This window comes from Pseudomonas protegens (assembly GCF_003732485.1).
In the GTDB taxonomy this organism is placed as follows: domain Bacteria; phylum Pseudomonadota; class Gammaproteobacteria; order Pseudomonadales; family Pseudomonadaceae; genus Aquipseudomonas; species Aquipseudomonas protegens_B.
This window is the reverse complement of record NZ_MOAK01000051.1, coordinates 66,212-80,056: the sequence shown is the minus strand read 5'-3', so window position 1 is coordinate 80,056 and position 13,845 is coordinate 66,212. Positions and strand designations below refer to the sequence as shown.

The window sequence follows — 13,845 nt, the reverse complement described above, 5'->3', positions numbered from 1 at the left end:
CTGCTTGACGTAGTTGACCTGGACCTCGGGAGTGTTGGCGAAGGCGATGAAACGCTTGGCCTGATCCACGTGTTTCGAGCCCTTGATGATCGCCCAGTAGTCCATGCCATACAGGCTGCCGGGCCAGACCACCGCCAGCGGCGCGCCGGCCTGGGCGGCCACGGCGATGCGGCCGCTGTAGGTGGAAGTCATCACCACATCACCGGCGGCCAGCCACTGCCCCGGCTGGGCGCCGGCTTCCCACCACTGAATGTACGGCTTGAGTTCAGTCAGCTTGGCGAAGGCCCGCTCCACCCCTTGGGGTGTGGCCAGGACCTTGTACACGTCCTCGACCTTGACCCCGTCCGCCATCAGGGCGAATTCCAGGTTGTACACCGCGCGTTTGCGCAGGCCGCGCTTGCCGGGGAACTGTTTGACGTCCCAGAAATCCGCCCAGGATGTCGGGGCCTTGGCCAGCTTGTTGCGGTCGTAGGCAATGGCCACGCTCCACACCAGCACCGCCGAGCCGCAGGGCTGGGCGGCATCTGGAATCAGCTGCTCGGCACGGCCAAGAGTCTTCCAGTCCAGGGGCTCGTACATGCCCTCCTCGCAGCCGCGCATCAGGTCCGGGCCTTCGATCTGCACCACGTCCCAATCGACGTTGCCGGTGTCGACCATGACCTTGATGCGGGCCATTTCGCCGTTGTATTCGCTCTGGATCAGCTTGCTGCCATCGGCCTTGCTGAAGGGTTGGAACAACGCCACATCCTGGGCTTTTTGTCCGGCTCCGCCGTACGCCACGACCACCATGTCGGGGGCTGCCTGGGCCTTGTTCTGAATCAGCGGCTGGCCCAGGGTCAGACCCAGGGCGAGGCTCAGGGCCAGGAAAGAACAACCGTGCTTGCGGGTGAGCGCTTTCATCTGTGAATCCTCTTCGCGGTGCCACACCGGCAGGCGCCGGCACAGCCCTTTTTTATTGTTGTGAGGTTGGCCCCGGGAGCGGGCGCAAATCGAAGCTACTGCAAGCCTTAGTAAAAAAACAAGTTGATTTTTTACTGGCGGTAAATTTTGATAGACCAACAATAACAACGCCAAGGCTACGCCCCCTGCCCTTGGCCCGCCTGGAGTCACCGCAATGACCAGCGCCTTCCCGCACCTGTTCGAACCCTTGCAGATCCGTGGCAAACGCCTGAAGAACCGCATCATGTCCAGCGGCCACGACACCTCGATGCCCACCGAAAACCTGGTCAACGAACAGCTGATTGCCTACCACCGCGCCCGGGCCGAAGGCGGCGTCGGCCTGATCGTGCTGCAGGTGGCCGGGGTCCACGACAGTGCGCGCTACACCAGCCACGTGCTGATGGCCACCGACGACGCCTGCATCGACGGCTACCGGCGCCTGGCAGAAAGCTGCCACGCACACGGCACCGTGGTGCTGTCGCAGATCTTCCACCCGGGGCGGGAAATCATGGAGTCCGCCGACGGCCTGCTGGCGGTGGCCTACGCCCCTTCGGCGGTGCCCAACGAACGCTTCCGGGTCATGCCCCGAGCCCTGGACCAGGACATGATCGACGAGATCATCCAGGGCTACGCCGACGCCGCCCGGCGCCTGCATCAGGCCGGGCTGGACGGCGTGGAACTGGTGGCCAGCCACGGCTACCTGCCGGCGCAGTTCATCAACCCGCGGGTCAACCGCCGCACCGATGGCTACAACGGCGAGCTGGAACAGCGCCTGCGCTTTATCCGGGAAATCCTCGACGCCATGCGCGCCAGCACCGATGCCGAGTTCATCATCGGCCTGCGGATTTCCGCCGATGAACGCGACCCCGAAGGCCTCACCGAAGACGAATCCCTGGCCGCCGTACAAATGCTGCAAGGGCAACTGGACTACGTGCACATCGTCGCCGGCACCTCCGCCTCCCTCGGCGGCGCCGTGCACATAGTGCCGCCCATGGCGGTGGAAGCGGCCTATCTGGCCCGGGAAGCCGGCACCTTCAAGGCCAAGCTGTCGATCCCGCTGTTCGTCACCGGGCGCATCAACCAGCCCCAGGAAGCCGAGGCGATCATCGCCAAGGGCCAGGCCGACGTCTGCGGCATGACCCGCGCGCTGATCTGCGACCCGCAGATGCCCAACAAGAGCGACAGCGGCCACGCCGAAGACGTGCGCGCCTGCATCGCCTGCAATCAGGCGTGCATCGGCCACTTCCACAAGGGCCTGCCGATCTCCTGCATCCAGCACCCGGAAACCGGCCGCGAACTGCTCTACGGCCAGCCCAAGCCCAGCGCCCGCGGCAAACGCATCCTGGTGGTGGGCGGCGGCCCGGCCGGGATGAAAGCCGCCGCCGTCGCCGCCCAACGCGGCCACCACGTCACCCTCTACGAAGCCAGCGCGCAACTGGGTGGCCAGATCCAACTGGCGCAACTGCTGCCCCGGCGCAGCGAGTTCGGCGGCGCCAGCACCAACCTGCAACGGGAAATGCAACTGGCCGGTGTGGAAGTGGTGCGCAACACCCGGGTCGACCGCGCCCTGATCGAGCGCGAAAACCCCGACCACGTGATCATCGCCACCGGCGCCCAACCCTACTGGCCGAACTTCGAACGCGGCGGCGACCTGCAAGTGGTGGACGCCTGGCAAGTACTGCGCGATGAAGTGCAACTGGGCCGCAGCGTAGTGGTGGCCGACTGGCGCTGCGACTGGATCGGCCCCGGCATCGCCGAGCGCCTGGTCCGCGCCGGGCACCAAGTGCAACTGGCGGTCAACGGCACCCACTGCGGCGAAAACCTGCCGCTGTACGTGCGCGACCAACTGGCCGGCGAACTGCACAAACTGGCGGTCCCGATCATTCCCTACGCCCGCCTCTACGGCTGCGACGACAGCACCGTGTACCTGCAACACACCGCCAGCGGCGAACCCATGCTGCTGGAAAACGTCGACAGCCTGGTGCTGTGCCAAGGCCACCAATCCGTGGACGACCTCGGCCAGCAGCTCAAAGGCCTGGTGCCCTTCCAACGCATCGGCGACTGCCTGGCACCGCGCACCGTGGAAGAAGCCATCCACGAAGGCTTGAAAGTCGCCTGGGCGCTTTGAGGCTGCTTTATACTCCAGGGCTTTTGCAGAACGGGCGCCCGGATGTGCCCGTTCCCCTGGTCCGGAGCCCGCCATGAACCAAAGCAGCAAGACGCCGCCCGCGAGCCGCCCTCCCGCAGCGGAGCCCGGCACCGACAACCAAGCCCCCGGCGGCCCACAGTTTCTTGGCACCCGCATCCGCGGCCTGCGCAAACGCCGCGGCCTGACCCTGAGCGAACTGGCGCAACAGAGCGAACTCACCGCCGGCTACATCAGCCAACTGGAACGCAACCTCGCCTACCCCTCCATCCCCGCCCTGTTCAACATCGCCCGCAGCCTGGGCGTGACCATCCAATGGTTCTTCGCCAGCGAAACCCAGACCGCGCCCGAGGATCAGGGCTATGTAGTGCGCAAGAAACAGCGGCTGCAGGTGAATTATGAGAACGGGATTATCGATCAACTGCTGACCCCGCAACCGACCCGGCAGCTGGAGTTTTTGCACTCGCGGTTTCCGCCGGGGACGTACAGCAAGGAGAGTTACAGCCATGAGGGCGAGGAAGCCGGGTATGTGCTGTCGGGGCGCTTTGAGCTGTGGGTGGGGGAACGGTATTTTCAGCTGAGTGAGGGGGATAGCTTTAGCTTTTCCAGCCAGGAGCCGCATAAGTATGGGAATCCTGGGGAGGAGGATGCGGTGGTGTTGTGGGTGATTACGCCGCCGACGTTTTGAGCGAGCTACTGAGCGGAAGCGCAATGCACCGCTCTTTCGTTTACTGAAAACTAGCTGTCAGGGGCTGGGAAGTAGAACTGCTGCCGCAACCACTCGCTGAACTGGGCCGCGGTCAGCGGAGCGTGGTGCTCGCCCATCTCATTCCAGGCGCGGTTAATCATGTGTTCCCAGTTTCGGGCGAGCTCCATTAGTGGCGCTGCTGAGCTTCAGCCTTTCTATTGCTCTGGTGCATCCATGCTCGGCGGCTTTATTGAGAAACCGCACCTGCTCTTGCTTAAGGTTTTGCGTCAACATTTGAGTCGCCATACTCATATAAAGGTTGGCGCGAAAACTTTTTTCGTCGAGCGATACGATTGGATTGCTGTCAGAGCGATTATTTTTATCGCAACTCGGCATCATCGTTGGCTGGGGGTAGTACCTGCTATACAGGGTTTCATCATTAGGCAACGCGTCGACAAGTGACCGATACCCAGGTGTTTTAACCTCATCGAAGCAATAGAAAAGCATCTGCAAACCCGCTGGAGTAAATCCGTTACTGAAACTGGACTTTAGGAGAGTGCAGACTTTTTCGGCGACTTGATCGCGAGATTCAAAAGTCGACAACATTAACGCTAGACGGTACTGCGCTGCTGGGTTGCCTTCCTCAGCTGAACGCTTGAGCAAAGGCATTCCTTCTTTTACAAGCCGAAGCATTTCGTCTCTATATTGTTCTTTTTTTTGGTCGGGAACCTTTTCGTTGACTGCTAACTGTTTCCGAAAAGTGAACATGTCGTTTTGTGCTTCATCGATTTTTTCTAGGTAAGGCAGCGCTTTGAAGTACAGCGCTTCACTTTCTGCGAATACTTTTAGATTGTTTTCATTCGCGCTTGCGAATGTAGCTAAAAAAACAGAAACAACAGCCAAAAAACTCTTAAGAGAAGCTTTTTCCACTGGGAACGTCCTTTGTATCTTCGTTGTGATTACGATTACGGCTGAATCGTCCATACGTTGGTAGAGAACAGAATGAGCGCTTCCACGGCCATGCTGCTTTTCATGACTTGTCGAATACGCCGTGCCAGATTATTCCCATTTCTGAATCGCCCCTAAAATCGTAGTCACTCGATGACTGTTTTTGGCCGTTTTCTGTCTGTCGCGACCGGTTGGTTTCGGTCGGCTGCTGCCTTTCATCACAACGACTATGAGCAGCCAAATACTGCATCATCTGAATAGGTCTCGGTGCGAATCAGAGGATTCATATTTTCATTGGTTATTCTTTTAGATTTCTTCCTTCAACATAGAAAGCAAATCTGAAAATGAGTCGGCCACATAAAATATTCCCTCTTGCACTTCTAACTCATGAAAATAGAAAACCACTTTTGGAAATAGAGGACTTTTAGAGTAATCAAAGCACAGATAATCACCGCCACCACCCACGGCAATAGGCAGATAGTAATTTGGTAGCTGATGGTGATTTCGCAACGAAAATAGAGCTGTAACGATATTCTCAGCGCTGTGTAAAGGGTCAAGAGTCAAAAGCATGCCGAAGCCGATATCCCATGTTTTGCCACCAACCTCAATGGACAGGCTTCGGTCTTTCGGCTGTCCACCATGAAAGTGCTTTACGCATTCAACGTAATCTTTAGGCAGCGTGAAACGGATAACTTTTTCGATGCCAGAAATCAAATCATCGGGCAACGGTTCATGCGCGTCTGAATAGACATCCCACTCCATCAACGAACCTCCATTTAACTATTATCAGACAACATTACCAATGCAGCATATTACTAATACTTCAATATTCACATTAAGCATATTTTTTGCCGCATAACATTCAGAGCGATGTTTAATCATTTTTGAATATCCTCTATTGACCGGTAGTTACCGTTCGTGAACGACTGCTCTCGGCCAGAAGTGGTCACCGAAACCGTGTACGAAACTAGGGGCTATTCAGATCTGTGCTGAATTGATCGGAGAGTCCCAAACGCTGAGCGCCCTGCTTCGAGGGTGGGAGTGTCTAGAGTAGGCCATAGATCGTCAAACCTGCGGTGAAGTAAGGGTGTAGGAACATTCCTTGTTTGGGGGCTGAAGAAAGTCTGTCGCTTGCCTTGCGATATATAGGCTCCGGCAAGTGTTTTTTAAGCAAATTCAGCACATCAGAGAGGAGCATACGTGGAAGTTGGCTAATGGCACGGGCGGCGGCGTTAAGCGGGTTCGATCCAGTTCGAAGGCTCTCGGCTACTAAGCATGAGAGTATGAAGCTAGCGGTATCACTTACTTTCCAAACACTGCCCATCGATATTGCCTGCCTGTTCAACAAAAACAGGCTAGGTATGGTTACAGAGTCGCTGGTGATGAAACTTTTTTGGTAATTCCTGGACGACTTGGAACCTGAGTGGCAAGCGTTGAGAATGACCAATTTCGCCTGAAGTTCTGCAGCTGATCGTTGAAGCCGCTCTACCGAAATTAAATGACGCCCCTCCGGCGCACCGAGCTTGCCAAACGTAGCATCTGTAAGCAGCTCAATGGTATGACCGTGAGTTGACACAACCACTACGTCAACTGATCCAATTAGCTCACCCAGGTCACCGTCACTGTTTGCTGCGATGTTTTGGGTAAGCTCCAAGCCCGCGATAGAGGCGAATGCATTCCCCTCGTAGACAGCCAGCAGCAAATCGTCTCCAGAATCTGAGATCGTTGCAGCAGAATTCATTCTGCCTTCATACTCATTGCACGCAGTTAGGGAGGGTACTGTACGCACATGGAACTCTCCAGCTTGCATCTTTGCAGACAACTCTGAATTGTTGAGTGCGAACTGAGTCAACGGGAGATCGATACGGCTATCGATAATATACCGAATTGATCGACAGTTCGATTCCGCCACCCTCTCGAAAAGTGGAACGAGCTGTTCGGAAAGTTTCTGCAGTGAACTATCGATTTCAGACGTAAACTCTCGACGATTAATCAATTCCGTTGCGTATTTCAGCTGTGCGAGGTGCCATTTGTCTCTCACATCATTACAGATTTCGATGCGCCAGTATTTTTCCTCGATAAAGAACCATACTATGGTATTTTCTTTAAATGTGGTTGTAAACACTAAGCAGTGGCGCTCTGATAGACGCGTCTTGCAGAGTTGAAGCTGTTCTTGAATGTTGACGTTTCTCAGTGGAGGCTCAAAGCCTAAAGTATGTATCTCCCTACATACTTGAGAGAAATCATCCCAGGCATCCACCGGGTTCCTCACCTCCCACGCATCGTCGTATTTTTCATGAAGTCCGAATAAATGCGGGGCACCGATTTCTCGAATTCGTTTAAGAGTTTCGCCAACTCTTTGTGCTAGTGAGTCAGAGACCTTTTTTTTTATTCCATCAGCCCAGTCAAGTATTGCTAGCCAATCTGCCATTGAATTGCCTCGTATTGCAAGCAGTGGCAATAACACATTCTCCCCACAGCCGTGACGAGGTAAAACATAAAGTAGATTTTCAATTCTATTGAAATATCTCGCACGAATCTCTCGCCTATGATGCAGACGCAAGATACCCCTCAGTATGTCGTCGATGCATTCTGAGGCTATTAGCAAGTGCTGATTTACGGCGGCAGAATTAGAGTGAGCCGCAGCTAGTTTTGCCGCGCTTATAGAGAGCTCTAGTAACTCCTCGGGCAAATGTTCTGTGTCAATGATTTTTCTTGCGCCATCCACCATCTCTTGTGATTGTGTAAGATCTCCGAGCCTACGAAAGCAATCAATAAGATTGATCATGACCCCAATTTTTGGGATGTTCTCCAATTCATCAGAAGCAAGTGCGAGCTTGAAATAACGAATTGCAGTTTTGGGCTTGCTCTCATTCATGTATGCCATGCCAATGTTGGAATACAGACCAGCCGGAACTTCATTACCAAGTTTTCGGCGGATAAATATACTAAGTCTTCCAAACTTTATTGCATCCACAAAATCGTTATCTCTGCAAGCTACTGTAGCTAAACTCCCATAGCATTGAGCACTTAAAAACGGCAGGCCTAGTTCCACGCTTAAACGCTCTGCATCACCAATATTTCTGTAAGCTGCTTGTATCGCACCGTGCTGCGCGTATATTTCTGCGGAACGGAGGTGTAGCTTTGCGACAGTCTCTTTCTCATTATAATGATGCATTATAGTGCTGGCTTCCCTAAAAACCTTAGGGTGATGATCGATGCTGATGCCAAAGTCATCAGGATGATCTGCCATCAAATGGGTGAGTTCAAGCGCTACATTTTTCGCTGGTGGATAATTTAGTTTAGCTATGCGCCATATTGCTTTTACGACGCCATCTAGGTCTCGTGATATAAAATGGCAGCGTGTAACGAGCTCTAAGAATAGCAAAGTCTCAGGTATAAATTTTTTCTTTGCGAATACTTCTGCAGCAGTTTCTGCTGCCAGCGCTGCAGAACCTAAATCCTGCTCCGCCTTTTTCATGATGGTATTGTATAGGCCGGTTGGCGTTTGTCCTTTCTTTTTATAATTTTCCTTCAGGATATACTTTTTGAAGCTCGAAGGATTAATAGCGTCCCATTCGTATATTTCCATATCTACGCTCTTTTCCATTAGCTCGATGAACGTCGTTGTGTCGTGTTTTTTATATGTGGTTGGTTAGTTGCTAGAGTCAGTTGGCCTGTGCTGCATTTCAATCACTGGAAAAGGTGGCCGAGTTCCCGCGTGCAAGGTAATGCGATGGATCTATCTTTGCAAATTCATGTCTTTGGGGAAACCCCGAACAAGTCGCTCAACACCCGGCAATGGACGACTTGTTCTGGGTTTCCGTATGCTGCCATCTCCAATCAGCGACACTCGCATTGTGATGACGCGGAGGCTTGCCGAAAGCGGGCGTTTTCGAACGTCCGGATCTGGCCGAATGCAGCCTCTCAAGCAATAGAGACACCGCTTATCAAGCAGCGATAAGTGGCGTTTCTATCTACCTCATACGATGTTGCCCTAACTTAGAGCCCCTCCCACAGCCGCTCTTCCACCCAACCCCAAACACACATCATCAATCACCGCCTTCCCCATCTCCGCCAAAAAGTGCGAAGCCCAAGCATAGCGCTCGCCCTGCTCTTCCATAGCGGCATCCAGCGCTAGCTTCTTGGCGTAGTAAAGCAACGTAGAGGCATGCTCCAACGCCTGCTCCAAAGGCACATCAGCGTTCACGCGAAACAGCTCTAGTTCAGGATCGGCACAACTGCCAAAGGTGACGAAACCCAGTGTCTTGACTGAGGCAGAACTGCTCATCGGACACCTCCTACAACAGCCAGGAGACGGGTGTTACGAAGGGAAAATCCACACAGATTACGGGCGTACATGATTGAAACTCCCATATCGGTAATGAGAGCTGCCACCTTCGTTCTCAGGCGAGTGGGTGGCAGCTGTGCGCGGGCTGAGAAACCGGAGATACAGGAACCCGGCAGACCCGAAGGTCTCCCACGCACAGCCGCCATAACACGAACAGACGGGCACAAAAATGCGCCTGCATTCATGGGCGGGCGCTTGTGCGCCTGCATCTTACCGGGTTCTCAGGCCCGGTCGCTGATTTTGCAGCGACCGCAGCAGACTAGGCGCTCTGCTCAGGGTCCGGCAACCGCTAAACCGTAGCCGGTTATGTCGCTCGGATTAGCGAGCCGTTATGCTCTCCCCCACCCCGGATAAGGACATCTGCCCCCTCATGATCGACCGCGAACAACTCCATCAAAACGGTTACCAGTTGCTGCGTCAGGTAGTGCCCGCCTACTGGCTGGATGAGCTGCGGGCCACGTTCGAGGCGGGGGTGATTGGGCCCGAGCAATGGCCGGTGCCTCGGGGGCCGGATTGGCGGCATGCGCTGGTGGATCTGGATGCACGGGTGCAGGCGATGTGTCGCTTGCCGGCGCTGTTGGAGGTAGCCGGGGAGTTGATCGGGGAAGGCTTTTTTCTGGCGCAGGTGGAGGGCCGCGAGCCGTTGGCGGGAGGCGGTCATCAGGTATTGCACCGGGATCTGTCGGATCAGCGCCTCGGTGACCGGGTCACGGCGCTGGTCTATCTCGATGACTATGGGCCGGCCAATGGCGCGACGCGCATCGTGCCCGGCAGTCATCGCCCCGGGGAGCGGTTGGCGCCCTTTGATTTCAGTGATGAATCCCGGGTGGTGCAGTTGGCGGGTAAGGCGGGGGACGTGCTGCTGTTCGATGCCGATCTGGTGCATGGGGCCAGTCTGAACCCCAGTGGTGCGCGCCGTCGCAGCTTGCTGATCAGTTATTGCGCCCTGGGGCTGTATGAGTCCCATCTGCAGACGCTAGGCCTGCGTGCTATCCGCATGGACACCAGCGAGCGCTTCGAACCCGCGGATTTTGTCTGAGTGGGCTCGGGCGCCAGGGGTGCGTCAGCCGCAGCGTGGCGCTCATTCAGTCAGCCAGGCGGCCGGCCAAACGTTGCAGTACCTGGGCCAGTTCCAGGGCCTGTTCTGCCGTCAGTTCCACCGGGTCGTTGTGCGGGCTGATGGCCTTGAGATGAATGGCACTGCCCTGCTCTATCCATAGGCGCACGTCGCCTTCGCTGCTCTCGAAATAATCCGTTGTGCGATCAATCGACATGCTCATTCACCTTGTACGTGGGCCGTGGCCAGTTCCAGCAGGCGGGTGAAGTGGGCGATGGCGAAGTAAAGGTCATCGCGGGTGTCGCCGTCCCAGTCTTCCACTGCTTCCCTGGCGGCTTTGAGTGAGGCGATGCGGGTTTTGATCTCGGCGATTTCCTCGGTGCCGCACTGTGTGGCGATGGCCTCCCAGCGTTCCTGGGGAATGTTTTGCTGGACCGAAAGCCCGGCTTTGGCTTGGGCAATCAGTGCGGTGAGTTGGCTCATGGGGCTGGGTCCTGATGAGACGGGAAGTTGACCGGCGGCCTTCCGGGCCAGTGCATCGCTCAAGCGCGTGCGGGGCGCCGAGGCGGCGGATGGTAACCCACTCGCGGGCGGCCCGGCGTGGGTTGTGCGCGAAGGTTTTTTACCCCGCCTGTTGCCTTGGGTGCTTGGCAGCGCCGCCCGGGTCGGCTTCAATAACCGCCCCTTTTCATGTTCAGGAGCTAGAAGGATGCAGCTTTATTACCGTTGGGCGGCCGCATGGGTCATGGCGTGGGTACTGGGAACCGGGCTGGCCCAGGCCGAGGAACGGCCACAGGTGGCGGATAAGATCCTGGCCTACACCGGGCCGCACGGGGTGAAGGTCTGGACCTTGCGCATCGGTGAGCGCAGCGCCAATCAGGCGCTGGTGCAGGTGGAAGACGCCGACCACGACTGGAACATGCGTATTCAGAAAATGAACGTGGAGCAAACCGATCGCGACACTCGTTACTTCACTCAGGTGGACGGGCAGAAGTTCGTGGTGCTGCTGCTTCAGGAAGGCTATGGCGAGCTGCATCTGCCGGGTGAGGCCAAGCCGCTGAAGGTGGGTTATGACAGCAACCTGTCCAGCTATGGCGATGCCCAGGCGTTTCTCAATGAGTACCTCAAGGCGAAGTAAGCGCTTGGCGGGCGCTACATGGCCCGCACTGATTGCCGCCAGTCGAGCTCGAAACGCCTCGACCGCGCTGGCAAAAACGCCTCCCTAGGGAGGCGTTATCGTTTTACCCGGTCTGAAGTGGCCTTGAAGCAGATCAAGCGACTCGGGGCCATCACCTGCCGCTGCCTATCAGTGAGCGATCCTGCGCTGCATCAGGTGCGTTTGAAAAACAACATTGCGTCAACGAACCGCTGAGCCTTCTGCTGCGTGTCGACCTGCGAGCTGTTCAGCACGCCACCTGCCTGGTTCCTGGTCTGTACGACCCAACGACCACGCTTTGAGTAGAGCGTGACGCTACCAATCGAGTTGAAGTAGATACGGGTTTGCACCGCTTTGGAGGAAGTCTTGGAGCTGCCGGCTGCTATGGCTCCTACACCGATAGGCGTTGCACTTGCAAAGCCACTGGTAGCAGAAATAGTCCCACTTCCGTAGCCAATGTATTCATCCGTGAAGAACACTTGTTCGGGCCTGGTTTTCAGCGGTTGTTCCATCAGTACCTGTTCAATGATCGATTCCGCCTGACTCTGTGTGATAGGCAATGCCTTGTATTCAACAACCTTTGCTACGCAACCTGTAAGTAACAGTAGCGCTGCGATGACAATAGCTTTCATCCCTGACTCCCTGAATTGATGCAGGGCATTTTGCCATAGTGGACCCAGCACCGCGCGAGTTCGCAGAGCCTTTTGCCTGACACTGATTCTGCTGCTGGGGGGAACAAGAGGGGTCGAGGAATTCGCCAGCACTTGCCACAGACAGCCGTAGCCCTCGACCTGAATACTCAAGTCGAGGGCCGCCAGTTGCTGGACGTTAATCCCCTGCCCTCAGCGCAAATCGAACCGATCCAGGTTCATCACCTTGTCCCAGGCCGCGACAAAGTCCTTCACGAACTGCTCACCTGCATCCGCCGCTGCATACACCTCGGCCAGGGCCCGCAGTTGCGAGTTGGAGCCCAGCAGCAGGTCGACCCGGGTGCCGCTCCATTTGTACTGTCCCGTGGCGCGGTCGCTGCCCTCGTACAGGTCGCGGGCCTCGGACAGGGGTTTCCATTGGGTGCCCATGTCCAGCAGGTTGACGAAGAAGTCGTTGCTCAGGGTGCCCGGGCGCGAGGTGAAGACGCCGTGGGGCGATTGCCCGCCGTTGGCCCCCAGCACTCGCAGGCCGCCCAGGAGCACGGTCAGTTGCGGGGCGGTCAGGGTCAGCAGTTGCGCTCTGTCCACCAGCAGGGCTTCGGCGGTGACGCCGCTGATCGGCTTGAGGTAGTTGCGGAAGCCGTCGGCCACAGGTTCCAGCACGGCGAAGGATTCGACGTCGGTCTGTTCCTGGCTGGCGTCCATGCGCCCCGGGGCGAAGGGCACGCTGATGCTGTAGCCGGCATTTTTCGCCGCCAGTTCCACCGCCGCGCAACCGCCAAGGACGATCAGGTCCGCCAGGGATACGCGCTTGCCAGTGCTTTGCGCGCTGTTGAACGCACTCTGTACCCCTTCCAGGGCGCGCAGCACCTGGGCCAGTTGTGCCGGTTGGTTGACCTCCCAGTCCTTCTGCGGGGCCAGGCGAATCCGTGCGCCGTTGGCGCCGCCGCGCTTGTCCGAGCCGCGGAAGGTCGAGGCCGCGGCCCAGGCGGTGGACACCAGTTGCGCAACCGACAGGCCGGAATTGAGGAGCTGGCCCTTGAGCTGCTGGATGTCCTGGGCGTCGATCAGCGGGTGGTTCACGGCGGGAATCGGGTCTTGCCAGATCAGTTCCTCGGCCGGCACTTCCGGGCCCAGGTAGCGGGCGCGCGGGCCCATGTCGCGGTGGGTGAGTTTGAACCAGGCCCGGGAGAAGGCTTCGGCCAGTTGCTCGGGGTGCTGGTGGAAGCGCCGGGAGATCGCCTCGTAGGCCGGGTCGAAGCGCAGCGACAGGTCGGTGGTGAGCATCGACGGCGTGCGGCGTTTATTCGGGTCGTGGGGGTCGGGCACGCTGTCGGCCCCGGCGCCGCCCTTGGGTTGCCATTGGTGGGCGCCGGCGGGGCTGGTGGTCAGCTCCCATTCGAAGCCGAACAGATGGTCGAAGAAGTCGTTGCTCCAGCGGGTCGGGGTGGTGGTCCAGATCACTTCCAGGCCGCTGGTGATGGCGTCGCCACCGACGCCTGTGCCGAAGCTGCTTTTCCAGCCCAGGCCCTGCTCTTCCAAACCGGCGGCTTCCGGTTCCGGGCCGACGTGGGTCGCCGGGCCGGCGCCGTGGGTCTTGCCGAAGGTGTGGCCGCCGGCGATCAGGGCCACGGTTTCTTCGTCATCCATGGCCATGCGGGCGAAGGTTTCGCGGATGTCCCGGGCCGCCGCCAGCGGGTCGGGGTTGCCGTTGGGGCCTTCCGGGTTGACGTAGATCAGGCCCATCTGCACTGCCCCCAGGGGGTTCTCCAGCTCGCGGTCGCCGCTGTAGCGCTGGTCGTCGAGCCAGGTGGTTTCGCTGCCCCAGTAGACGTTGTCTTCCGGCTCCCAGACGTCCTGGCGGCCACCGGCAAAACCGAAGGTTTTAAAACCCATGGATTCCAGGGCGA

General features: G+C 57.3%; 13 protein-coding genes. 4 read left to right on the top strand and 9 right to left on the bottom strand.

What is annotated here, in order from left to right; all coding sequences use genetic code 11:
- On the bottom strand, nucleotides 1-900 hold a 900-nt coding region (locus tag BLX41_RS12935), incomplete at its 3' end, for an ABC transporter substrate-binding protein (RefSeq protein ID WP_259744807.1).
- A gap of 214 nt (nucleotides 901-1,114) precedes the next feature.
- On the opposite strand from BLX41_RS12935, the gene BLX41_RS12930 reads away from it, so the two are divergent.
- A complete protein-coding gene (locus tag BLX41_RS12930) occupies nucleotides 1,115-3,067 on the top strand; it encodes an oxidoreductase (protein WP_123725189.1) in 1,953 nt (650 codons plus the stop codon).
- A gap of 73 nt (nucleotides 3,068-3,140) precedes the next feature.
- A complete protein-coding gene (locus BLX41_RS12925) occupies nucleotides 3,141-3,773 on the top strand; it encodes a cupin domain-containing protein (protein ID WP_123725188.1) in 633 nt (210 codons plus the stop codon).
- Between the two features lie 153 nt (nucleotides 3,774-3,926).
- Here the strand turns inward: BLX41_RS12925 and BLX41_RS12920 are convergent, their stop codons facing one another.
- The 4 genes from BLX41_RS12920 to BLX41_RS12905 all read right to left on the bottom strand — a co-directional run bounded on the left by BLX41_RS12920 (nucleotide 3,927) and on the right by BLX41_RS12905 (nucleotide 9,012).
- Nucleotides 3,927-4,703, bottom strand: a complete 777-nt coding sequence (locus BLX41_RS12920; RefSeq protein ID WP_259744806.1) for a hypothetical protein — start codon at nucleotides 4,701-4,703, stop codon at nucleotides 3,927-3,929.
- Between the two features lie 324 nt (nucleotides 4,704-5,027).
- The gene (locus BLX41_RS12915; protein ID WP_123725186.1) at nucleotides 5,028-5,483 is read right to left on the bottom strand and encodes an SMI1/KNR4 family protein; all 456 of its coding nucleotides are present in this window, start codon (nucleotides 5,481-5,483) and stop codon (nucleotides 5,028-5,030) included.
- A 283-nt stretch (nucleotides 5,484-5,766) separates the two neighbouring features.
- Complete coding sequence (locus BLX41_RS12910) at nucleotides 5,767-8,313, bottom strand: hypothetical protein (protein ID WP_148059720.1); 2,547 nt, start codon at nucleotides 8,311-8,313, stop codon at nucleotides 5,767-5,769.
- A gap of 405 nt (nucleotides 8,314-8,718) precedes the next feature.
- Nucleotides 8,719-9,012, bottom strand: a complete 294-nt coding sequence (locus BLX41_RS12905) for a DUF3077 domain-containing protein (RefSeq protein ID WP_123725184.1) — start codon at nucleotides 9,010-9,012, stop codon at nucleotides 8,719-8,721.
- A 430-nt stretch (nucleotides 9,013-9,442) separates the two neighbouring features.
- On the opposite strand from BLX41_RS12905, the gene BLX41_RS12900 reads away from it, so the two are divergent.
- Nucleotides 9,443-10,111, top strand: a complete 669-nt coding sequence (locus BLX41_RS12900; protein ID WP_123725183.1) for a phytanoyl-CoA dioxygenase family protein — start codon at nucleotides 9,443-9,445, stop codon at nucleotides 10,109-10,111.
- Nucleotides 10,112-10,157: 46 nt separating this feature from the next.
- On the opposite strand, the gene BLX41_RS12895 is transcribed toward BLX41_RS12900, so the two are convergent.
- Both BLX41_RS12895 and BLX41_RS12890 read right to left on the bottom strand, forming a co-directional pair.
- The gene (locus BLX41_RS12895) at nucleotides 10,158-10,346 is read right to left on the bottom strand and encodes a DUF6360 family protein (RefSeq protein ID WP_259744803.1); all 189 of its coding nucleotides are present in this window, start codon (nucleotides 10,344-10,346) and stop codon (nucleotides 10,158-10,160) included.
- A gap of 2 nt (nucleotides 10,347-10,348) precedes the next feature.
- Complete coding sequence (locus BLX41_RS12890) at nucleotides 10,349-10,612, bottom strand: hypothetical protein (RefSeq protein WP_123725181.1); 264 nt, start codon at nucleotides 10,610-10,612, stop codon at nucleotides 10,349-10,351.
- A 226-nt stretch (nucleotides 10,613-10,838) separates the two neighbouring features.
- On the opposite strand from BLX41_RS12890, the gene BLX41_RS12885 reads away from it, so the two are divergent.
- Nucleotides 10,839-11,267, top strand: coding sequence for a hypothetical protein (locus tag BLX41_RS12885; RefSeq protein WP_011060992.1), 429 nt, complete (start codon nucleotides 10,839-10,841; stop codon nucleotides 11,265-11,267).
- A 191-nt stretch (nucleotides 11,268-11,458) separates the two neighbouring features.
- Here BLX41_RS12885 and BLX41_RS12880 read toward each other — a convergent pair whose 3' ends face one another.
- Together BLX41_RS12880 and katG are read right to left on the bottom strand one after the other, a co-directional pair.
- Nucleotides 11,459-11,917: a hypothetical protein gene (locus tag BLX41_RS12880; RefSeq protein ID WP_015635386.1), complete on the bottom strand. Its 459-nt coding sequence runs from the start codon at nucleotides 11,915-11,917 to the stop codon at nucleotides 11,459-11,461.
- A gap of 210 nt (nucleotides 11,918-12,127) precedes the next feature.
- The coding region (katG, locus tag BLX41_RS12875) for a catalase/peroxidase HPI (protein WP_259744801.1) at nucleotides 12,128-13,845 on the bottom strand (1,718 nt) is incomplete at its 5' end.